Annotated in this window: 18 protein-coding genes; 16 read left to right on the top strand and 2 right to left on the bottom strand. The window is 75.7% G+C overall.

Translation table 11 applies throughout. The annotated features are described in order from the left end of the window. Positions 1-102 precede the first annotated feature (102 nt). The 9 genes from moeZ to QOZ88_RS08805 all read left to right on the top strand — a co-directional run bounded on the left by moeZ (position 103) and on the right by QOZ88_RS08805 (position 11,356). A complete protein-coding gene (gene moeZ, locus QOZ88_RS08845) occupies positions 103-1,263 on the top strand; it encodes an adenylyltransferase/sulfurtransferase MoeZ (protein ID WP_305999416.1) in 1,161 nt (386 codons plus the stop codon). 221 nt (positions 1,264-1,484) lie between these two features. Continuing rightward, complete coding sequence (locus QOZ88_RS08840; RefSeq protein ID WP_305999415.1) at positions 1,485-2,069, top strand: TIGR03086 family metal-binding protein; 585 nt, start codon at positions 1,485-1,487, stop codon at positions 2,067-2,069. A gap of 125 nt (positions 2,070-2,194) precedes the next feature. Then, a complete protein-coding gene (locus tag QOZ88_RS08835; protein WP_305999414.1) occupies positions 2,195-2,524 on the top strand; it encodes an MGMT family protein in 330 nt (109 codons plus the stop codon). Positions 2,525-2,620: 96 nt separating this feature from the next. Continuing rightward, entirely contained in the window at positions 2,621-3,364 is a 744-nt protein-coding gene (locus QOZ88_RS08830; protein WP_305999413.1) for a biosynthetic peptidoglycan transglycosylase, read from the top strand. A gap of 36 nt (positions 3,365-3,400) precedes the next feature. Beyond that, positions 3,401-3,562: a hypothetical protein gene (locus tag QOZ88_RS08825; RefSeq protein ID WP_170852150.1), complete on the top strand. Its 162-nt coding sequence runs from the start codon at positions 3,401-3,403 to the stop codon at positions 3,560-3,562. Between the two features lie 63 nt (positions 3,563-3,625). Further along, positions 3,626-6,808, top strand: coding sequence for an ATP-dependent helicase (locus tag QOZ88_RS08820; RefSeq protein WP_305999412.1), 3,183 nt, complete (start codon positions 3,626-3,628; stop codon positions 6,806-6,808). After that, complete coding sequence (locus QOZ88_RS08815; RefSeq protein WP_305999411.1) at positions 6,805-10,329, top strand: ATP-dependent helicase; 3,525 nt, start codon at positions 6,805-6,807, stop codon at positions 10,327-10,329. Before QOZ88_RS08820 ends, QOZ88_RS08815 begins: the two co-directional genes overlap by 4 nt. A 114-nt stretch (positions 10,330-10,443) precedes the next feature. After that, positions 10,444-10,863 (top strand): hypothetical protein, encoded by a 420-nt coding sequence (locus QOZ88_RS08810; protein ID WP_305999410.1) that lies wholly within the window; start codon positions 10,444-10,446, stop codon positions 10,861-10,863. Between the two features lie 94 nt (positions 10,864-10,957). Next, positions 10,958-11,356 carry a VOC family protein gene (locus tag QOZ88_RS08805; RefSeq protein ID WP_305999409.1) on the top strand — a complete coding sequence of 133 codons (399 nt, stop codon included), beginning with the start codon at positions 10,958-10,960 and terminating at the stop codon, positions 11,354-11,356. A gap of 100 nt (positions 11,357-11,456) precedes the next feature. Here the strand turns inward: QOZ88_RS08805 and QOZ88_RS08800 are convergent, their stop codons facing one another. Next, a complete protein-coding gene (locus tag QOZ88_RS08800) occupies positions 11,457-12,308 on the bottom strand; it encodes an alpha/beta fold hydrolase (protein ID WP_305999408.1) in 852 nt (283 codons plus the stop codon). Positions 12,309-12,386: 78 nt separating this feature from the next. Here QOZ88_RS08800 and QOZ88_RS08795 point away from each other — a divergent pair, with 78 nt between their 5' ends. The 3 genes from QOZ88_RS08795 to QOZ88_RS08785 are packed head-to-tail and all read left to right on the top strand — an operon-like array spanning position 12,387 to position 15,272. After that, positions 12,387-13,352, top strand: coding sequence for a metallophosphoesterase family protein (locus tag QOZ88_RS08795; protein WP_305999407.1), 966 nt, complete (start codon positions 12,387-12,389; stop codon positions 13,350-13,352). Further along, the gene (locus tag QOZ88_RS08790; protein WP_305999406.1) at positions 13,349-13,879 is read left to right on the top strand and encodes a hypothetical protein; all 531 of its coding nucleotides are present in this window, start codon (positions 13,349-13,351) and stop codon (positions 13,877-13,879) included. Before QOZ88_RS08795 ends, QOZ88_RS08790 begins: the two co-directional genes overlap by 4 nt. Continuing rightward, positions 13,860-15,272 carry a dipeptidase gene (locus tag QOZ88_RS08785; protein WP_305999405.1) on the top strand — a complete coding sequence of 471 codons (1,413 nt, stop codon included), beginning with the start codon at positions 13,860-13,862 and terminating at the stop codon, positions 15,270-15,272. The genes QOZ88_RS08790 and QOZ88_RS08785 overlap by 20 nt, the downstream gene beginning before the upstream one ends. Here QOZ88_RS08785 and QOZ88_RS08780 read toward each other — a convergent pair. Further along, positions 15,269-16,036, bottom strand: a complete 768-nt coding sequence (locus QOZ88_RS08780) for a putative protein N(5)-glutamine methyltransferase (RefSeq protein ID WP_305999404.1) — start codon at positions 16,034-16,036, stop codon at positions 15,269-15,271. The two genes, QOZ88_RS08785 and QOZ88_RS08780, sit on opposite strands and share 4 nt — an antisense overlap. A 63-nt stretch (positions 16,037-16,099) precedes the next feature. On the opposite strand from QOZ88_RS08780, the gene QOZ88_RS08775 reads away from it, so the two are divergent. The 4 genes from QOZ88_RS08775 (at position 16,100) to nudC (ending at position 20,724) form a co-directional block, all read left to right on the top strand. Beyond that, the gene (locus QOZ88_RS08775; RefSeq protein WP_305999403.1) at positions 16,100-16,984 is read left to right on the top strand and encodes a DUF2510 domain-containing protein; all 885 of its coding nucleotides are present in this window, start codon (positions 16,100-16,102) and stop codon (positions 16,982-16,984) included. A gap of 172 nt (positions 16,985-17,156) precedes the next feature. Next, complete coding sequence (locus QOZ88_RS08770) at positions 17,157-18,467, top strand: M16 family metallopeptidase (RefSeq protein ID WP_305999402.1); 1,311 nt, start codon at positions 17,157-17,159, stop codon at positions 18,465-18,467. Continuing rightward, positions 18,464-19,816, top strand: a complete 1,353-nt coding sequence (locus QOZ88_RS08765) for a M16 family metallopeptidase (protein WP_305999401.1) — start codon at positions 18,464-18,466, stop codon at positions 19,814-19,816. Before QOZ88_RS08770 ends, QOZ88_RS08765 begins: the two co-directional genes overlap by 4 nt. Beyond that, positions 19,813-20,724 carry an NAD(+) diphosphatase gene (gene nudC, locus QOZ88_RS08760; protein WP_305999400.1) on the top strand — a complete coding sequence of 304 codons (912 nt, stop codon included), beginning with the start codon at positions 19,813-19,815 and terminating at the stop codon, positions 20,722-20,724. Before QOZ88_RS08765 ends, nudC begins: the two co-directional genes overlap by 4 nt. Positions 20,725-20,750 lie beyond the last annotated feature (26 nt).

Here is a 20,750-nt window from a genome sequence, read left to right as displayed (position 1 = left end):
CAGCCGGCCGAGGACCGCGGGAATCCCGCTGCGTGTCACGCTGTTCTCCGCGTGAACGCTGGTCCTCCGGGGCCGCAGTCGAGATGACCCGAGGAGCAATCCGTGTCCCTGCCACCGCTGGTGGAGCCGGCCGCCGACCTGTCGATCGACGAGGTCCGCCGCTACAGCCGCCACCTGATCATCCCCGACGTCGGCATGGACGGTCAGAAGCGCCTGAAGAACGCCAAGGTCCTGGCCGTCGGCGCCGGCGGCCTCGGTTCGCCGGTGCTGATGTACCTGGCCGCGGCCGGTGTCGGCACGCTCGGCATCGTCGAGTTCGACACCGTCGACGAGTCCAACCTGCAGCGCCAGATCATCCACGGGCAGTCCGACGTCGGCCGGTCCAAGGCCGAGAGCGCGCGGGACTCCATCAAGGAGATCAACCCGCTCATCGACGTCCGCCTGCACGAGACGCGGCTGGACAGCGACAACGTCCTCGACATCTTCGGTGAGTACGACCTGATCGTCGACGGCACCGACAACTTCGCCACGCGCTACCTGGTCAACGACGCGTGCGTGCTGCTGGGCAAGCCGTACGTGTGGGGTTCGATCTACCGGTTCGACGGCCAGGTGTCGGTGTTCTGGGACGAGCACGGCCCCAACTACCGCGACCTCTACCCGGTGCCCCCGCCGCCCGGCATGGTCCCGAGCTGCGCCGAGGGCGGCGTGCTGGGCGTGCTGTGCGCGACGGTCGGCGCCATCCAGGCCACCGAGGCGGTCAAGCTGATCACCGGCATCGGTGAGACGCTGCTGGGCCGGCTCATGGTCTACGACGCCCTGGAGATGACCTTCCGCACGATCAAGGTGCGCAAGGACCCCGAGGGTGAGCCGATCACCGGCCTCATCGACTACGAGGCGTTCTGCGGCGTCGTCTCCGAGGAGGCCCAGCTGGCGGCCGCGGGCTCGACGATCACCGTCGACGAGCTCAAGGACATGATGGACGCCGGCAAGGAGTTCGAGCTGATCGACGTCCGGGAGCCCAACGAGTACGAGATCGTGTCGATCCCCGGCGCCAAGCTCGTCCCCAAGGACGAGATCCTCTCCGGCCGGGCGCTGTCCTCGCTGCCGCAGGACAAGCCGATCGTGCTGCACTGCAAGACCGGTGTCCGGTCCGCCGAGGCGCTCGCCGCGATCAAGAACGCGGGCTTCAAGGACGCCGTGCACGTCCAGGGCGGCGTGACGGCGTGGGCAACCCGCATCGACAAGGCGCTGCCCACGTACTGAAAGGACCCCGTCCCTCCCCGCGACACGCTCCGCGGGGCCCTGGGACGGGGCCGGTTCCAGCACGTCACCTGCTCGGCGCGGGTTCCTGCGACGGGGCCGGTTCCAGCACGTCACCTGCTCGGGCCGGGACAGTGCGCAGGGGCCGTTCCATCGTGTTCCGGGGGCCCGGTCCGCTTCTCCACGGGGAGGCGGGCCGGGCCCTCGGCATGTTCACTGGCGCCATGGCCGACTTCTCGCCCGTCGAGCTCCTGGAGCTCTTCCAGCGCGCGCAGAACCAGTTCACCGACCGGGTCGACGCCGTGGCCCCGGACCAGTGGGAGGACGAGTCGCTCCCCGGGTGGACCGTGGGCGACCTGGTGGCGCACCTGGTGAACGAGGCGCTGTGGGTGCCGCCGCTGCTCGCCGGGGAGCCGTACGACGTGATCGAGGGGCGGTTCCCCGACGCCACGACCGACCTGCTGGGCGACGACCCGCTGCTGGGCTGGGAGTCCGCGGCCGACGGCGCGCTGGCCGCCTTCGCCGCGGACGACGCCCTGCGGCACACGGTCCACCTCTCGCGTGGCCCGACGCCGGCGGGTGAGTACATCTTCGAGATGGCCACCGACCTCACCGTGCACGCCTGGGACCTGGCCCGCGCCACCGGCGGGGACACCGAGCTGGACGGTGAGCTGGTGACCGCCGCGCTCGTCTACGCCGAACGGCTGCCCGACGGCGGTGTGCCCGGGCTGTTCGACCCGCCGCTGGACGTGCCGCCTTCCGCGGACCCGCAGAGCCGGTTGCTGGCCCGGTTCGGCCGCCGGGGCTGAGCGGCGGGCGGACGCGGCTGAGCTGTGGTCGCCGGGGCCGAGCTGCGGTCGGGCGGTGACCCCTGGGCGGACATCTCACGGCTTCGGATGTCCGGTCGGGGGACATCGCTTGCCATGATCGGGGCGTGACCCCCGACCCCAGGGACGTCGACGAGGCGGTGTTCGACGTCGTCGAGCGGATCCCGGCCGGCCGGGTCAGCAGCTACGGGGCGATCGGCGAGCTGGTGGGTGTCGGGCCCCGCCGAGTGGCGCGGGCGCTGGCGCAGGGCGGCGCGGCGGTGCCCTGGCACCGCGTCGTCCGCGCCGACGGCTCGGCCGCCGAACCGGTGCGCGCCCGCCAGCTGGAGCTGCTCGCCGCCGAGGGGGTGCCGGCGCGGAACGGGAAGGTGGACCTGGCGGCCGTCGGCTGGCCCGACCGGGCGACGCCCGTGCGGCGCCGTCCTCCTGCGGGATGATCACGGCCGGGCCGCCGATCGCCCCGCAGGGCGATGCGCGCGGACCGTGCCGCACGGTGAGCTGACCCGGTGACCCCGCATCCCCGGCAGCAGCCCGTGCCTCCCGCTCCGGTCGCGTCCCGGCCCCGCCGGTCGCGCGGTGCCCGCCTCCGGCGGGCCGGCCTCCGGCTGCTGGCCGGCCTGCTCGTCCTGCTGTTCGCGGCGTTCGCCGTCGGCTGGGCGGTGACCGCCGGGGTGGCCGACGCCGAGCAGCGGGTGGCCGCCCGCCTGGACGCGTTCGGTGGCACGCCGTCGACCGGGGAGGTGCCGCAGCGGATCGCCGCGGCCCTGCTGGCCACCGAGGACAGCCGTTTCGGTTCCCACCCGGGCATCGACTGGCGCGGCGCGCTCCGGGCGCCGCTCGGGGTGGTCCTGGGCCGGGACCTGGGGGGTTCGACGATCCAGCACCAGCTGGCCCGGGTCCTCTACGAGGACGGCGCGACCGACGCCGGCGCCCGGGCCCGTTCCGTGGTGCTGGCCGTCAAGCTCGACCAGGCGTGGCGCGACGAGCAGCTCCTGCGCATGTACCTGGACGCGGTGTACTTCGGCCACGGCTTCTACGGGGTGCAGGCGGCGGCCGAGGGCTACTTCGGGCTGGCCCCCGAGGAGCTCGACTGGGCGCAGGCCACCGTGCTCGTCGGGCTCGTGCAGGCGCCCAGCGCCTATGACCCGTTCGAGCACCCGGAGCGGGCGGCCGCGCGGCAGGCGCACGTGCTCGACCGGCTGGTGGCCGTGGGGACCCTCTCCCGGGCGGAGGCCGACGGGATCGCCGCCGAGCCGTGGCATCTCACAGGCGGATGACTCCAGTTCCGCGCCGGGTGTGCCGAACACCAGGGCATGAACACGATGGCGTGCCGGGCAGTGGCCCAGGCCGGGCTGGCTGCAGGGACCGCGTCGCTGGACGAGGAGCGGGCCTGGCCGCTGCTCCTGGTGGCCGGCTGGCTGACCACCGCGGCCGACCTGATGCTCGAGCAGTCGCTGCTGGACTCGCTGGCCTGACCCGCCCGCTCCACCCGCCCCGTCCGTCGCGGGATCGTCGTACCCCCGTGCTTCCATCGAGGGGTGGCGCAGCGCGGGGGTGAGGGTGGTCCGGTCTACCGGTTGCTGCCGGGGGAGCCGCCGCGCAGCAGTGCGCCGGTGCTCGACCCGACGCAGCAGGCCGTCGTCGACCACCCCGGCGGGCCGCTGCTCGTGCTCGCCGGCCCCGGCACGGGCAAGACGACGACGATCGTCGAGGCCGTCGCCACGCGCATCGACGCCGGCGTCGACCCCGAGCAGATCCTCGTCCTGACCTTCAGCCGCAAGGCCGCCGCCGAGCTGCGCACCCGCATCACCTCCCGGGTCGCCCGCACCATCCGCGAGCCGCTGGCGCGCACCTTCCACTCCTACGCCTACGGGGTGCTCCGCCGGGCCGCCGTGCTGCGGGGTGACCCGCCGCCCCGGCTGCTCACCTCCGCCGAGCAGGACGCCGTCGTCGCCGAGCTGCTGCGGGGCGACGCCGAGGGGGTGGGCACCGTCCGCTGGCCCGAGGACCTGGCGCCGGCGCTGGGCACGGAGGGCTTCCGGGCAGAGCTGCGCGAGCTGCTGCTGCGGGCGACCGAGCGGGGCGTCGACGCCGAGCGGCTGGCCGCCTGGGGCCGGGAGGCCGGCAACGAGCACTGGGTGCACGCCGCGGCGTTCCAGCAGCAGTACGAGAACGTCAGCGACTTCTGGGTCGCCTCCCGCGGCGACGCCTCCGGCTACGACCCCGCGGAACTGGTCCGCCAGGCGATCCTCGAGCTGACCGGCGACCAGGAGCTGCTCCGCCAGGAGCGCGAGCGTGCCCGCTGGCTGTTCGTCGACGAGTACCAGGACACCGACCCTGCGCAGGTCGAACTGCTCGAGCTGCTGGCCGGGGGCGGGAGCAACCTGGTCGCCGTCGGTGACCCCGACCAGTCCATCTACGCCTTCCGCGGCGCGGAGCCGCGGGGCATCGTCGAGTTCCCCGAGCGCTTCCGGCACACCGGCGGGCGGGCCGCAGCGCGGGTGTCCCTCGGGGTGTGCCGCCGCTCGGGCGCCGAGCTGCTCCGCATCAGCCGGCAGGTGGCCGAGGGCCTGCCCGGTCCGTGGGAGCACCGCCGCCTGGCCGCAGGGGAGGGCACGCCGCCGGGGGAGGCGGAGGTGCACGTCTTCGGCTCGGCCGCGGTCGAGGCCGCCTACGTCGCCGACGTGCTGCGCCGGGCCCACCTGCTCGACGGCGTGCCGTGGTCGGGCATGGCCGTGGTCGTGCGCACCGCGGCGGTGCTCGGCCCGTTCCGGCGGGCCCTGGCCTCGGCCGGGGTGCCGGTCGCCGTCTCCACCGACGAGCTGCCGCTGGCCGCCCAGCCCGCCGTCGCCCCGTTCCTGCGCGCGCTGTCCGCGCTGCTGCCCGGCCCGGGTGGGGAACCGGCGGGCCTGGACGAGCCGGGCGCCGAGGCGCTGCTCTCCTCACCCCTGGGCGGGGCGACCGTGCTCGACCTCCGCCGGCTCCGCCGCGCCGTCCGCATCGCGCTGGCCAAGCAGGGGATCGACGCCGCCGAGCGCGGGGCGCCGCTGGCCGCCGCGCTCACCGACCCGGCCCTGCTGGAGGCGCTGCCCGAGCACGTCGCCCGCCCGGCCACCCGGGCCGCCGCGGTGCTGGATGCCGGCCGGTTCGCGCTCGCCGACGACGGCACCGCCGAGGACGTGCTGTGGGCGATGTGGCAGCGCAGCGGCCTCGCCGCGAGATGGGCCCGGTCGAGCGCCGCCGGTGGTCCCTCCGGTGCGGTGGCCGACCGCGACCTCGACGCGGTCGTCGCCCTGTTCGACGCCGCCGCCGGCTTCGTCGACCGGCTGCCGTCGGCCGACGTCCGGGCGTTCGTCGAGCACCTCTCCGCCCAGGAGCTGCCCGGTGACACCGGCGCAGCCCGGGCGGTCGCCGGCGAGACGGTCCGCTTGCTGACCGCGCACGCCGCCAAGGGGCTGGAATGGGACCTGGTCTGCGTCTCGGGGGTGCAGGAGGGCCTGTGGCCGGACCTGCGCGAGCGCGCCTCGCTGCTCGGCGCAGAGGTGCTGGTCGAGAAGGCGGCCGGCATCGACGGCGCCCGCACCGACCGCCGCACCCTGGCGCTGGCCGAGGAGCGGCGGCTGTTCTACGTCGCCTGCACCCGGGCCCGGCGGCGTCTGGTGGTCACCGCCGTGGAGGGCGCCCTCGACGGCGCCGACGCCGGCGCGAGTGCGTCCCGCTTCCTCGACCTGGTGTCCCCGCCGCCGCCCGACGGCCGGCCGCTCACCGAGCTGCCCCGCGCGCTCACCCTGCCTGCGCTGGTCGCCGAGCTGCGCCGCGCGGTCACCGACCCGCACACCGCGCCGGCCCGGCGCTCCGCCGCCGCGGCCCTGCTGCGCCGGCTGGCCGACGAGGGCGTGCCTGGTGCGGCGCCCGCGCGCTGGTGGGGGCTGGCGCCGCTGTCGGACGACGCCCCGCTGGTCGACGAGGAGCTGCCGGTGCGGGTGCGCCCGTCGGCCATCGAGACCTTCCAGCGCTGCCCGCTGCGGTGGGTGCTCGGCGCGGTCGGTGCCGAGGCCTCGCCCGATGCGACCCGCACCGTGGGTTCGGCGGTCCACGCGGTCGCCCAGCAGGTGGCCGACGGGCTGCCGGCGAGCGACGCCCGCCCCGTGCTCGACGCCGAGCTCGACCAACTCGACCTCGGTCCGGGCTGGGCCGACCAGCGGCAGCGGGTGCAGGGCCACGACATGCTCGACCGCTTCCTGCGCTGGCACGCCGCCAACCCGCGCGAGCTCGTCGGCGCGGAGGTGGACTTCGACGTCGTCGTGGGACGGGCCCGCATCCGCGGCCAGGTCGACCGGCTCGAGCGCGACGCCGAGGGCCGGCTGGTCGTCGTCGACCTCAAGACCGGGAAGACCGCGGCCAAGAACACCGAGGAGCACGGGCAGCTCGCCGCCTACCAGGTCGCGGTCGCGGCCGGCGCCTTCGAGCAGCACGGCACCGTTCCCGGCGGGGCGGCGCTGCTGCAGGTGGGCACCGGCGCCAAGGCCAAGGAGCAGCACCAGGAGCCGCTGCCCGCCGACGTGCCGCTGGAGAGCACGTGGGCCGGGGAGCTCGTCGCGGAGGTGGGCGCCGGCATGGGCGCGGGGACGTTCGAGGTGCGCACCGGCAGCCACTGCTCGCGCTGCCCGGCGCGGCGCAGCTGCCCGCTGCAGGAGCCCGGCCGGCAGGTGACCGGATGAACGACGGGCAGCTCTCCTTCGACGAACTGCTGGCCGAGGCCGCGACGCCGGAGCCGGCACCCCGCCGGCTGCTCACGCCGGCCGAGGTCGCGGAACGCTGCGGCCTCTCCTACGCCCCCTCCGACGAGCAGGCCGGTGTCGTCTCCGCACCCGCGGACCGGCCGCTGGTCGTCGTCGCCGGGGCCGGCTCGGGCAAGACTGAGACGATGGCCGCCCGGGTCTCCTACCTGGTGGCCAACCGGGTCGTCGAGCCCGAGGCGATCCTCGGTCTGACCTTCACCCGCAAGGCCGCCAGCGAGCTGAACGAGCGCATCCGGCTGCGGCTGGGCGCGCTGGCCCGCCACCCGGAGACCGAGGACGACCTGCGCGAGCGGCTCGCGATCGCGCAGCCCACCGTCTCGACCTACCACGGCTACGCCGCCGCGCTGGTCGCCGAGCACGGCCTGCGGATCGGCGTCGAGCCCGGCGCCGGCGTGCTCGGCCCGGCCATGTGCTGGGGGCAGGCCGCGACGGTGGTCGCCGCCTGGACCGGTGACATGGCGGACGTGCCGCTCACCCTGCTCACCACCGTCGAGGACGTGCTGGCGCTCGCGGCGGAGATGGGGGAGCACGACGTGACCGCCCCGGCCCTGCGCGCGTGGACGGCGCGGCTGGAGGCGCAGATCGCCGGCTACGCGGACGCGCCGAAGAAGAAGGGCCCGTACGCCGCCGTCACCGAGATGCTCGCCCGGCAGAAGGCGCGCGTGGCGCTGCTGCCGCTGGTCGAGGCGTTCGAGGCCCGCAAGCGGGCCCTCGGTTCCATCGACTACGCCGACCAGGTCGCGCACGCCGCGCGCATCGCCGTCGCCGCACCCGAGGTCGGCCGCCGCGAGCGGGCGCGCTGGAAGGTGGTGCTGCTCGACGAGTACCAGGACACCAGCGTCGGGCAGCTCCGCATGCTGGAGGCGCTCTTCGGCGGGGCGAGCGGCCACCCGGTGCTCGCCGTCGGCGACCCCCGCCAGTCGATCTACGGGTGGCGCGGGGCCTCGGCCGGCACGATCGAGCGCTTCGACCGCACCTTCCCCGGGCGCCCGGGCCGCGCGGCGCAGCGGCTGACGCTGGCCACCAGCTGGCGCAACGACGAGGCGGTGCTGGCGGTGGCCAACGCCGTCTCGGCGATGCTGCCGGCACCGGCCCAGCCCTTGCCCGACCTCGCCCCGGCGCCCACCGCCGGCCGCGGCTCGGTCACCGTCGGGTTGTACGAGACCGTCGCCGAGGAGACCGCCGCCCTGGCCGACCGCCTGGCCGCCGTCTGGCACGCGAGAAGTCTGGAGGCCGGTCGGCCCGAGTGGGCCCCGGAGGGGTCCGCGCAGGGCCGACGCAGCGGCTCCACGCTGCAGGGGGACGGCCCCTGGACGCGGTGCGATCCGGAGGACCGCGATGTCACGGCCCCGGAGGGGTCCGCGCAGGGCCGACGCAGCGGCTCCACGCTGCAGGGGGACGGCCCCTGGACGCGGTGCGGTCCGGAGGACGACGAGGTGCGACGGCCGCCGTCGATGGCGGTGCTGGTGCGCACCCGCAAGCAGCTGCCCGGCATCGCCGCGGCCCTGCGCGAGCGCGGGCTGCCGGTCGAGGTCGTGGGGCTGGGCGGCCTGCTGGAGGTGCCCGAGGTCTCCGACGTCGTCGCGACGCTCACGGTGCTGGTCGACCCGACCGCGGGCGACGCGATGGGTCGCCTGCTCACCGGCGCCCGCTGGCGGATCGGCCCCCGCGACCTCGCCGCGCTCGAGGCCCGCGCCCGCGCACTGGTGCACGCCCGCCGGCCGGCCCGCCCGACCGAGGGCGAGGAGGCCCCCGCAATCGAGGAGGCCGCCGCAGTCGAGGCACCACAGGAGCGGGGCAGCATCGTCGAGGCGCTCGACGACCTCGGCGACGCGCAGCAGTACTCGCCCGCGGGCTACCGGCGGCTGCGCCGCTTCGGCGCCGAGCTCGCCCACCTGCGCGGCCGGATCGGGGAGTCGCTGCCCGACCTGGTCGACGAGGTCGCCCGCACGCTGGGCCTGGAGACCGAGCTCGCCAGCGCCCCCGGGGTCAGCCCGGCCGGCGCCCGCGCGCACCTCGACGCGCTGCACGGCGTCGCCGCCGAGTTCACCGAGCTCGCCGAGCTGCCGTCGCTGCCGGCGTTCCTCGGGTACCTGCGCGACGCCGAGGAGCGCGAGCGTGGCCTGGAGCCCGGCGAGGTGGCGGTCAACCCGGAGGCGGTGCAGCTGCTCACCGGGCACTCGGCCAAGGGGCTGGAGTGGGACGTCGTCGCGGTGCCCGGCATGACCGCCGACCAGTTCCCGGCCCGCACCAACGCCAGCGACTCCTGGATCAAGGACCCGGGCGCGGTCCCGGTGGACCTGCGGCTCACCGACCGGGAGGAGCTGCCCCGGCTGCGGCTGCCGGTGCCCGGCTCCGGTGACCAGGCGGCCGTGCGCGATGCGCTGGAGGACTACGTCCAGGACTGGAAGGATTTCGGCCGGGACGAGGAGATCCGGCTCGGGTACGTCGCCGTCACCCGCGCCAAGCGGCTGCTGCTGTGCTCGGGCAGCTGGTGGCGCGACGGCGTGAAGCCGTGCGGCCCCTCGTCGTTGCTGACCACCGCCCGGGAGGCGTGCGAGGACGGCGCCGGCACCGTCGTGCACTGGGCGCCCGCGCCCGAGGACGGCGCGACCAACCCCGCCCTGGAGGAGTGGCCGGTCGGCGTGTGGCCGGCCGACCCGCTGTCCGAGCCGCGCCGTCGCGCGCTCACCGCCGCCGCGCAGCTGGTCGAGGGCGCGGCGCCGCACCCGCTCGACCCGGAGCGGGCCCTCGGCGGGCAGGACGAGCTGGTCGACCAGTGGGTGCGCGACGCCGACCTGTTGCTGCGCGAGCGGGCGCGGCAGGACAGCCCCACCGTCGACGTCCCGCTCCCCTCCCACCTGTCGGTGTCGGCGCTGGTCACCCTCCGCCGCAACCCGGCCGAGCTGGCCCGCCGGCTCCGCCGCCCGATGCCGGCCGCGCCCGCGCCGCAGGCCCGCCGCGGCACCGCGTTCCACGCCTGGCTGGAGGAGCGGTTCGGCGCCGCGCGGCTGGTCGACCTCGACGAGCTGCCCGGCTCCGGCGACGAGCTGGCCGCGCCCGACGATGCCCTCGAGGAGTTGCGTGAGGCCTTCCTGGCGAGCGAGTGGGCCGACCGGCAGCCGATCGAGGTCGAGGTGCCGTTCGAGACGCCGCTGGGCCCCATCACGCTGCGCGGCCGGATCGACGCCGTCTTCCAGCGCGAGGACGGCGGCTACGAGGTCATCGACTGGAAGACCGGCCCGCCGCCGAGCGGTGGCGAGCTGACCGCCGTGGGCGTACAGCTGGCCGCCTACCGGCTGGGCTGGTCCCGGCTGACCGGGGTGCCGGTCGAGCGGGTGAGCGCCGGCTTCCACCACGTGGCCGCGAAGGAGACACTGCGCCCGGTCGACCTGCTCGACGAGGCGGGCTTGCTCGCCCTGGTCACCGGGACGGGCTGACCGGCTCCCGAGGGCGCACCTTGAGCGGGTGGGCAGGTCGTGGGCGGCGCCGCTACGGGGGCGTCACGGGCTGGGCAGCAACGGGGCGTCAGGACGAGCATCCGAGGAGGCACGGTGAACCTGTCGCGGCGTCGCACCGCACAGGCCCTCCTTGCGTCCGGCGCCGTGCCATTCCTCGTCGCGTGCGGTGGCGGCGAGGCGATCTCGGCAGGCGGCGTGACCGTCCTCGTCTCCGAGCAGACAGGCTTCGGCATGGACGCTCTCGGCGGCGGCCGGCTGGAGGTCGTAGGGGGATGCCTCGGTGCCGGCGGCTCCGTGATCGTCTGGCCCCACGGCACCGAGGTGGTCGACGAAGCACCGTTGACGATCGATGTGCCAGGCCACGGCACCTACGGCCTCGGTGACGAGGTGGAGGTCAGCGGCGGTTTCGTCCTCGAACACTCCTCCCAGGACGCACCGCCCGGGCCTTACGACGTCGCGGGCGTGACCGTCCCGGCCGGGTGTGCAGAGCACGACATCTTCCTCGCTCGCTGACGTCGCTCAGCTCACGATCGTCCGGCAAGGCCTCCGTGCCCGCCCACCCATGCGCTCCTCAGCGCACCCCGTGCGGTTGGACGAGGATGGCGCCATGGACGTCCTGAGCAGCCGCATCCTGCTGCGACCGTCGGACGCCCGGCGATCGCAGTCGTTCTACCGGGACGTCCTCGGGTTGGCGGTGCACCGCGAGTTCGGCCCACCGGAGCATCCCGGCGTGGTCTTCTTCCTGGGGAATGGGCTGCTGGAGGTCTCCGGCCGGTCGGAGGAACGCCCCGCGGCCCTGGCCCTGTGGCTGCAGGTCCGGGACGTCGCGGCCGAGCACCGTCGTCTGGCGTCGGCCGGCGTGACGGTGACCCAGCCGCCCCGCCTGGAGCCGTGGGGCCTGGTCGAGATGTGGATCGGGGACCCCGACGGGGTGCGGATCGCCCTGGTGGAAGTCCCCGAGGAGCACCCTCTGCGCCGCGACCAGCGCTCGGTCGACGCTCCCTGAGCCGCGGGCAGCCCCCGACCGGGGACGCCCCGCCGGCGCGGGATCCGCACGACGTCGGCGCCCGCCCGGGAGGCGTTCCCGCGGGAACGCGGAAAGGGGCTCAGGTGCCGGCGACGCGGTCCAGGATCGCGCGGGCCAGCTCCTCGGGTGCCTGCTCGGGGATCCAGTGGGTCACCCCGGGCAGCTCCACGAAGCGGTAGTCGCCGGTCACGAACTCCGCGCACGCCTCCGCCGCCGTCCGGCCGATGGCGACGTCGCCGTCGCTCCACACGTAGGTCGTCGGCACCTCGACCTTGTCGACGCGGATGTCGGAGCTCATCGCCCGGTACCAGTTCAGCGCCGCGGTGAGCGCGCCAGGAGCCGACAGCACGGCCACGTACTCGTCGGCCGCCTCGGGGGAGACCCCGGTGTCGCCGTCGGCACCCAGCAGCATCCGGCGCAGCCGCCGCGCGTCGTCGGCGAGCAGCACCTCCTCGGCCTTGCCTGGCTGCCAGAACAGCCGGATGTAGGCCGAGCGCTCCTTCTGCTCCGGGTCGATCCGGAAGGCGGCGGTGTAGGCGGCCGGGTGCGGCACCGAGACCGCGGTGAGCGAGCGGACCCGGTCGGCGTGCCACGCGGCGAGGGTCCAGGCGACATTGGCGCCCCAGTCGTGGCCCACGACGTCGGCGACCGGGATCTCCAGCGCGGTCATGAGGTCCGCGGTGACCTGGGCGAGGTTCTGCATCGCGTACGCCTCGACCTCGGACGGCCGGGCGCCGGGGGAGTAGCCCAGCTGGTCGGGCGCGTAGGTGCGCAGGCCGGCCTGGGTGAGCAGCGGCGTCACCGCGGCCCAGGACGCCGAGGTCTCGGGGAAGCCGTGCAGCAGCAGCACCGGCCGGCCGTCCTCGGGTCCGTCGACGCGCACGTCGAAGGTCAGGTCGCCGACATCGGTCCGCAGCAGCTCTCCGGGCATGCCCCGGACGCTAACGGTCCGGCGCGGGCGCCGCGCCCCCCGGGAACGTCCCGGCGGCGTCGGCGCGTTGAACCCGTCATGTCGCTGACCAGACGACAGTTCCTCGCGGCCGCCGCCGGCGTCGGCGGAGCTGCCCTCACCGGAGGAGTCCTCGCCGACCAGGTGTGGCCGCTGCTCGGCCGGGAGGACCTCGTCCCCGGCCGCACCCCCGAGCTCGTCCTGCCCCGGCAGGCCTGGACCACCACCCCTGACCGGCTCACCTTCGCGGCGGTGGGCGACACCGGCACCGGCGGACGCCAGGCGGTCGCGGTGGCCACCCGGATGGCCCGGGGCTACGAGGAGAACCCGTACGGGCTGGTCACCCACCTCGGCGACATCTGCTACTACGGCCGGATCCAGGACCGCTTCGAGGACGTCTTCCTGCGGCCCTACGGCCCGCTGGTCGACGCCGGGGTCGACGTGGAGCTGGCGATCGGCAACCACGACGGCGACGTGTACTTCAGCGAGGCCCGGCTCGAGGAGATCGAGACCGAGCTGCGGCTGCTGGGCACGCCGGCCCGCTACTACCGCAGCACCCACGGTCCGGTCGACTTCTTCTACCTCGACTCCAGCACGCCCGGTCTCTTCGGCCCGGGGGCCACCGACCAGGTCGACTGGCTCGACGACGCGCTCGCGACCTCGACCAGCCAGTGGAAGGTCGTCTGCCTGCACCACCCGCCGTACTCCTCGGGCCGGCACGGGAGCACCCCGGGCGCGGAGGAGAAGCTGGTCCCGGTCCTCGAGCGGCACGCCGTCGACCTGGTGCTGGCCGGCCACGACCACAACTACGAGCGGACCGTCCCGCTCGACGGCATCACCTACGTGGTCAGTGGCGGCGGCGCCAAGCTCACCCCGGTACGCCCCAGCCGGATCACCGCCGTCGCGGCCTCGGTGCTGCAGTACCTGCACGTCGAGGTCGACGGCGACCGGCTGACCGCCCGCTGCATCCGCCCCGACGGCGGGCTGGTCGACCGGTTCACGCTGCGGGCACGCGAGGGCCGGTGAGCACCCGGTTCCGGCCGGCGCGCGCCGTCCGGGAGGGCGCTGCGGCGCTCTACGGGCTGGCCGCGCTCGCCGTCGTGGTGGCACCGGCGCTGATCATCGGCTCGACCGCCACCGGCGGCGGGGTGGCGCCGTCGTGGCAGGCGCTGGACCTGCTCGCGGTGAGCGCGGTGCTGGGCCTGGGCTACGGCGTCGTCTGCTTCCGGCGGCTGCGCCGGCAGTCGACCGAGACCAGGTCGCGGCCGAACGCCTGGATCGCCGCCGTCCACGCCCTGGTGGCCCTCGCGCTGCTCTCCTCGGTGCTGCTCGCCGTGGTGCTGCACGAGCTCGGCTCGCTGCAGGCCCCGCTCGCCGGCCAGGAGTGGAGCCTGCTCGCCGTCTGGGGCGGGGTGCAGGTGGTCGCGATCGTGGCCGCCGAGGCCGTCGAGCGCGGGGTGTTCCGCTGGCTGGTCCGCCCCGAACGGCGGGCGCAGGCAGGTCTGCCGGGCGGCGCGGCTACCGTCGGGGACCGTGACCAGCGCCGAACGTGACTTCGTCCTCGACCACCTCGACGACCTGCACGCCGACCTCGACGCCTGGCTGCGCATCCCGTCGATCTCGGCCGACCCCGCGCACTCCCGGGACGTCGCGGCCAGCGCCACCTGGCTGGCCGACGCCCTGCGCCGCGTCGGCTTCCCCACCGTGGAGATCTGGCAGACCCCCGGCGCCCCCGCCGTCTTCGCGGAGTGGTCCAGTGCCGACGCCGGCGCCCCGGTCGCCCTCGTCTACGGCCACCACGACGTGCAGCCGGTGGACCCGCTCGAGCTGTGGGAGCACCCGCCGTTCGAGCCCACCCGCGTCGAGGGCCCCGACGGCCCCGAGCTGCACGCCCGCGGCGCCATCGACGACAAGGGCAACGTCGCCTTCCACCTGCTCGGCATCCGCGCGCACCTGGCCGCCACCGGCCGCGACACCCCCGCCGTCACGGTCAAGCTGCTGATCGAGGGCGAGGAGGAGTCCGGGTCGCCGCACTTCGAGGGCCTGCTCCGCGACCACGCCGACCGGCTCGCCTGCGACGTCGTCGTCGTCAGCGACACCGGCATGGCCGCACCCGAGGTGCCCAGCGCCGTGACGGCGATGCGCGGCCTGGCCGACGCCGAGATCACGCTGCGCGGGCCGGCCGTGGACCTGCACTCCGGCTCGTTCGGCGGGGCCGTCCCCAACCCGCTGCACGCGATGGCCGAGCTGCTGGCGAAGCTGCACGACGAGCAGGGCCGGGTGACCATCCCGGGCTTCTACGACCGGGTGCGCCCGCTGAGCGACCGCGAGCGCGAGCTGATGGGCCGGGTGCCGTTCGACGAGCAGGCCTGGCTCGCCGGCCCGGCCGCCTCGCGGGCCACCTACGGCGAGGCCGGTTACAGCACGCTGGAGCGCACCGGTGCCCGGCCGACCGCCGAGGTGAACGGCATGTGGGGCGGCTACACCGGCCCCGGCCACAAGACGATCATCCCGGCCGAGGCGCACGCCAAGGTCACCTTCCGCCTGGTCTCCGACCAGCGCCCGGAGGACGTCGGCCCGATGCTGCGCGCCTGGGTCGAGGCCAACCTGCCCGACGGCATCGCGGCCGAGGTGCACACCCCGCCCGGCGGGGTCGCGCCCTGCGCCAGCGACCTGGACTCCCCGCACATGGAGGCGCTGCTCGCCGCCATCGGCCAGGCGTTCGACACCGACCCGGCCGACGTGCTGTTCACCCGCGAGGGCGGCAGCGGCCCGGAGGCGGCGATCGTCGAGGCCCTCGGCGCCCCGCTGCTCTTCCTCGGGGCCGGGCTGCCGACCGACCGCATCCACTCCCCGAACGAGCGGGTGCTGCTGCCGATGCTCTACCGCGGCGCGGAGGCCGCGGCCCACCTGTGGCGGGAGCTCGCCGCCCGCCGCGCGGGCTAGCGACGGGTGCCGACGACGACCGTGGCACCGCGGTCGTCGTCGGTGACCAGCCGGGCCGCCAGCCCGGCGTCGGTGACCAGGCCGAGCGCGGCGGCCACCTGGCCCTCGCCGCACTCGAACAGCAGCGCGCCGCCCGGCGCCAGCCACTCCCGCGCCCCCGACGCGACCCGGCGGGCGAGCGCGAGCCCGTCCTCGCCGCCGTCGAGCGCGGTCGCCGGCTCGTGCTCCCGCGCCTCCGGGGGCAGCAGGGCGATCGCCGCCGTCGGCACGTAGGGCACGTTGGCCGTGAGGACGTCGACGCGGCCGCGCAGGCCCGCCGGCAGAGCGGCGAACAGGTCGCCCTCGTGCACGGGCGTGCCGGGGAGGTTGAGCCGGGCGCAGGCCACGGCCGCCGGGTCGAGGTCGGCGGCGTGCAGGTCGATGCCCGGCACGGCGGCGGCCAGCGCCGCGGCCACCGCGCCGGTGCCGCAGCACAGGTCCACCACCAGCGCACCCGGCCGGGCGAGCGCCACGGCCTCGGCCACCAGCACCTCGGTGCGGCGCCGCGGCACGAAGACACCGGGTGCGACGGTGATCCGCAGGCCGCAGAACTCCGCCCAGCCCACCACCTGCTCCAGCGGGGCGCCGGCCACCCGCCGCCCGACCAGCCGGGCCAGCTCGTCGGCGTCGCGCGCTGCCGATGCCAGCAGGGCCGCCTCATCCTCGGCGAAGACGCACCCGGCATCGCGCAGCCGGCGCACGAGGGCGGCGTCGGGGGAGTGCACGGCGGCCTCCTTCGACGGGCGCGGGTCACGGGAACGCCGAGGTGCAAGCCCTACGCTGGGGCCGTGACCGGAGTGGGCCAGGACGCGGCGCCGGGCTGGTACCCCGACCCGGCCGGCGCGTCCGGCATGGTGCGCTGGTGGAGCGGCACGGAGTGGTCCGACGTCATGATGCCCGCGGGTCCCGGCGTCGAGGTGCACCGGGTCGCCGCCCGGCCCGCCGGTCACGAGCCGGCCGGGCAGGAGGTCCCGCCGGCGCCCGCCGGCCGCCGCTCGCGCGCCCGGCTGTGGGTGGCCGCGGGGGCGGTGCTGGTGCTCCTCGTCGCCGCCGTCGTGGCGGTGCTGGGCACGGGGCCGGACGGCGACGACGCGAGCGCCACGGCCCTGGACCCCGGCATCGCGCCCGTCCCGGCGCCCGGCGAGCCCTTCCCGCCCGGCACGGTGCGGATCATCGACGAGGTCGCCGGCATCTCCTACCCGTACCTGGGGGAGGGGTGGTCGGAGTTCGACCTGGGCCGGCAGCTGGAGACGACCGCGACCGCCGGCCAGTACTTCACCACCCAGGAGGCCACCCCCGACGGCGGCATCTTCATCTCCCAGTGCACCTCGGGCCCGGTGGCCGAGGGGTACGGGTGGGCCGGCCCGTCGACGCTGCAGAGCACGGTGACGACGCTGGCCGCCAGCGTCCGCGCCAACTACTACCCGGGGCCGAACACCATCGAGATCCGCCGGGACGAGCCCCGGACCGTCGACGGGCGCCTCGCCCACCTGCTCGAGTTCCAGCTGTCGTGGGACGTCGAGGGCTACGACGCCTCGGGGGAGCGGGCGGCGCTGCTGCTGGTCGACGTCGGCCGGCCGGCCCCGGCGCTGCTGTACGTCTCCATCCCCAACACCCACGCCGAGCTCTACGGCGTCATCGACCGCGTCATCACCGACGTCGACGTTCTCTGACTGCCTTCCTGGATGATCAAGAGACCTGATCATCCAGGGGCCTGGCTCACCGTCGACCGTGAGCCAGGACCCTGCGAGGTGAGCCAGGATGCCGCGAGGTGAGCCAGGACGGCCCGCCCCCGTGGGGTGACGGCGCGGCGAGCCGTCGGCGTCCGCGGCTACTGTCGGGCGCGTGACTGCAGCTGGTACCGAACTGACCCTGCGGCACCCGATCGAACGGTTCACGCTGGACAACGGCCTGCGGGTGGTCCTCGCCCCCGACCGCAGCGTGCCGGTGGTGGCGGTGAGCGTCTACTACGACGTCGGGATGCGCAACGAACCCGAGGGGCGCACCGGCTTCGCGCACCTCTTCGAGCACATGATGTTCCAGGGGTCGGCGAACGTCGCGAAGATGGAGCACGCCCGGCTGGTGCAGGCCGCCGGCGGCACCTTCAACGGCTCCACCCACCAGGACTACACGAACTACTTCCAGGCGCTGCCCGCCGAGGCGCTGGAGCGCGCCCTCTTCCTCGAGGCCGACCGCATGGCCGCGCCGGCGATCACCGAGGAGAACCTCCGCAACCAGATCGACGTGGTGAAGGAGGAGATCCGGGTCAACGTGCTCAACCGCCCCTACGGCGCCTTCCCGTGGCTGCAGCTCCCGCAGGTCGCGTTCGAGACCTTCGCCAACACCCACGACGGCTACGGGTCCTTCGTCGACCTGGAGTCCTCGACCGTCGCCGACGCGACCGACTTCTTCGACAAGTACTACGCGCCGGGCAACGCCGTGCTGTGCATCGGCGGCGACCTCGACGTCGCCGCGACCGAGGAGCTCGTCCGCCGGTGGTTCGGCCCGATCCCCGGCCGCCACGTCTCGCCGCTGCCGTACACCGGCGAGCCCTCGCCGACGACCGTCCGGTCCGCCGTCGTCGAGGACCTGCTCGCCCCGGCGCCCGCCTTCGCCCTCGGCTGGCGGGTGCCCGACCCGGTCGGCGACTTCGACACCTACCTGGGCAGCGTGCTGCTGGCCGAGCTGCTCAGCGAGGGAGATGCCTCCCGCCTGGAGACCCGTCTGGTCCACGACGACCGGATCGCCATCGCCCAGAGCAGCTACGTGGGCCTGTTCGGCGACCCCTTCGACGTGCGCGACGCCACGCTCCTCACCACCCAGGTGCATCACCCGGCCGCTGTCCCGGCCGAGCGCGTGATGGCTGCCGTGCACGAGGAGGTGGCCCGCATCGCCACCGACGGCGTCGGCGCCGACGAGCTGCGCCGGGTGCAGGCGCGCATCGAGGCGCAGCTGCTGCAGCAGGCCGACTCGGTGCTCGGTCGCACGCTGGCGTTCGCCGCCGCCGAGCTGGTCCACGGGCGCGCGGAGCTCGCCGGCGAGCTCGCCGCCCGGCTGGCGGCTGTCTCCCCGGAAGCGGTGCAGGCCGCCGCCCGGGGGCTGGATCCGGGCACCGCCGCGGTGCTGGAGCTGCGACCGGCCGGAGGTGCCCGATGACCGCCGCCCTGATCCCCCCGTTGGGCGAGCCGCGCCCCCAGCCGGCGCCGGCCGCCGAGGAGACGACGCTGCCCAACGGTCTGCGCGTGGTCGTGGTGCCCCGGCCCGGTGTGCCCCTGGTCGAGCTGCGCCTGCGGGTCCCGTTCGCGGCGGCCGGCGCGCGCAACGCCGGCGTGCACGCCGCACGGGGCGCCGTCCTCTCCGGGGCGGTGCTGCTGGGCACGCAGCGGCACGACCAGGCCCAGGTCGCCCAGCTGCTGCAGAGCCACGGGGCCGAGCTGTCGGTGAGCACCGACGCCGACCGGCTCGTGTTCGGCACCACGCTGCTCCCGGGCGGGCTCGGCCCGGTGCTGGAGCTGCTCGCCGAGCTGCTGACCGGCGCCGGCTACCCGGCCGGTCGGGTCGACGGCGAGCGCGACCGGCTCGCCGAGCGGATCGCGATCGCCCGCACGCAGCCGGGCACGATCGCCCGGTCGGCGCTCGCCGCCCGCCGGTACGGCGCCCACCCGTACGCCATCCAGCTGCCCGACGCCGAGCTGGTGGCCGCCGTGCGCGCCCCGGCGCTGCGCCGGCTGCACCGGGAGCGGGTGCTGCCCGCCGGCAGCATCCTCGTGCTCGTCGGCGACCTGGACCCGGCGGCGGCGACCGACACCGTCGCCGCCGCGCTGGAGGTCTGGGCCGGCAGCGGGACAGCGGTGCAGGCCCCGCCGGTCACCGAGCAGCCGGCGCAGGGCATCGAGCTGGTGCACCGGCCCGGCGCGGTGCAGTCGAACCTGCGCCTGGGCGGCCCGGCGCCCAGCCGGACCGATCCCGACCTCCCGGCGACGCGGCTCGCGGCGATGGTCTACGGCGGGTACTTCTCCTCCCGGCTGGTGGAGAACATCCGCGAGCGGCGCGGCTACAGCTACAGCCCGCGGAGCGCGATCGACCACCAGCGCGCGGCGTCGTCCTTCCTGGTCGAGGCCGACGTCGCCACCGAGGTCACCGGCCCGGCCCTGCTGGAGACGCTCTACGAGCTGGGCCGCATGGCGCTGACCCCGGTCACCGCGGCGGAGCTGGACGCGGCCCGCCGGTACGTCCTCGGCAGCATGGCGCTGTCCACGTCCACCCACGCGGGCCTGGCCAGCACTCTCTCGGCGCTGCTCGGGGTGGGCCTGCCGGCGGACTGGCTGAGCAGCCACCAGCGCGACCTCACCGCGGTCACCGTGGAGCAGGTGCAGGCCGCGGCCGCGCGCTACCTGGCGCCCGAGGCGCTCACCGCCGTGGTCGTGGGCGACGCCGACCGGGTGGCCGCCGAGCTCGGCACCCTCGCGCCGGTCACCGTCACCGGGGGCGGCGGGCAGGCGTGACCGCGGGCCCTGCTTCCGGCGACGTCGGTCCGCTGCTGTCGCGCTCCGGGCACGACCGGGCCCACCTCGCCCGGACGCTGACCGACCCTGCGAACGGCCGTCCGGTCCGGGTGCTCACGGTCGACTCCGCCCGCGCCGTGCCGGTGGAGGAGGGGCCCGCGGGTCCGCGCCTGGTCTGGGACGAGCGGCCGGCCCTGCCCGCGGGCGCGGTGTTCCTCGGCGAGGCCGGCGGGGTGCCCTACGCGGCGGTGCGCGGCGAGCGGTCGCTCACCGTGAACGGCCGGCCGGTCGAACACTGGGCCGGCCTGCGCGAGGTCGGCGCGGAGCTCGAGGACCTGGACGCCGGTCTGCTGGCGCAGGCCGTCGGCATCCTCGAGTGGCACGAGCGCAACCGGTTCAGCCCGCTCACCGGGGTGGCGACGACGGTCGAGCGGGCCGGCTGGTCGCAGCGCGACCCGACCACCGGCACCGAGTTCTTCCCGCGCGTCGACCCGGCGGTGATCATGCTCGTCCACGACGGTGGCGACCGCGTGGTGCTGGGCCGGCAGGCGGCCTGGCCTCCGGGGCGGTTCTCGATCCTGGCCGGCTTCGTCGAGCCGGGGGAGTCCGCCGAGGCAGCCGTGGCCCGGGAGGTCGAGGAGGAGGTCGGGCTGCGCGTCACCGACGTGCGCTACGTCGCCAGCCAGCCCTGGCCGTTTCCGCAGTCGCTCATGCTCGGGTTCGTCGCCCGGGCCGACGGCGACCAGCCGCTGCGGCTGGACCCGCACGAGATCGAGGAGGCGCGCTGGTTCACCCGCGAGGAGCTGCGCGGCCCCGACGGGCAGCTGGCGGTGCCGCCGTCGATCTCGATCGCCCGCCACATCCTCGACCGCTGGTTGGAGGACGAGCTCCCTCCCACGCCTCGCTAGCTCGGCGCGGGCCCTCGGAGCCCGCC

This window comes from Blastococcus carthaginiensis (assembly GCF_030731085.1).
In the GTDB taxonomy this organism is placed as follows: domain Bacteria; phylum Actinomycetota; class Actinomycetes; order Mycobacteriales; family Geodermatophilaceae; genus Blastococcus; species Blastococcus carthaginiensis.
This window is presented reverse-complemented; position numbering and strand designations above follow the sequence as displayed.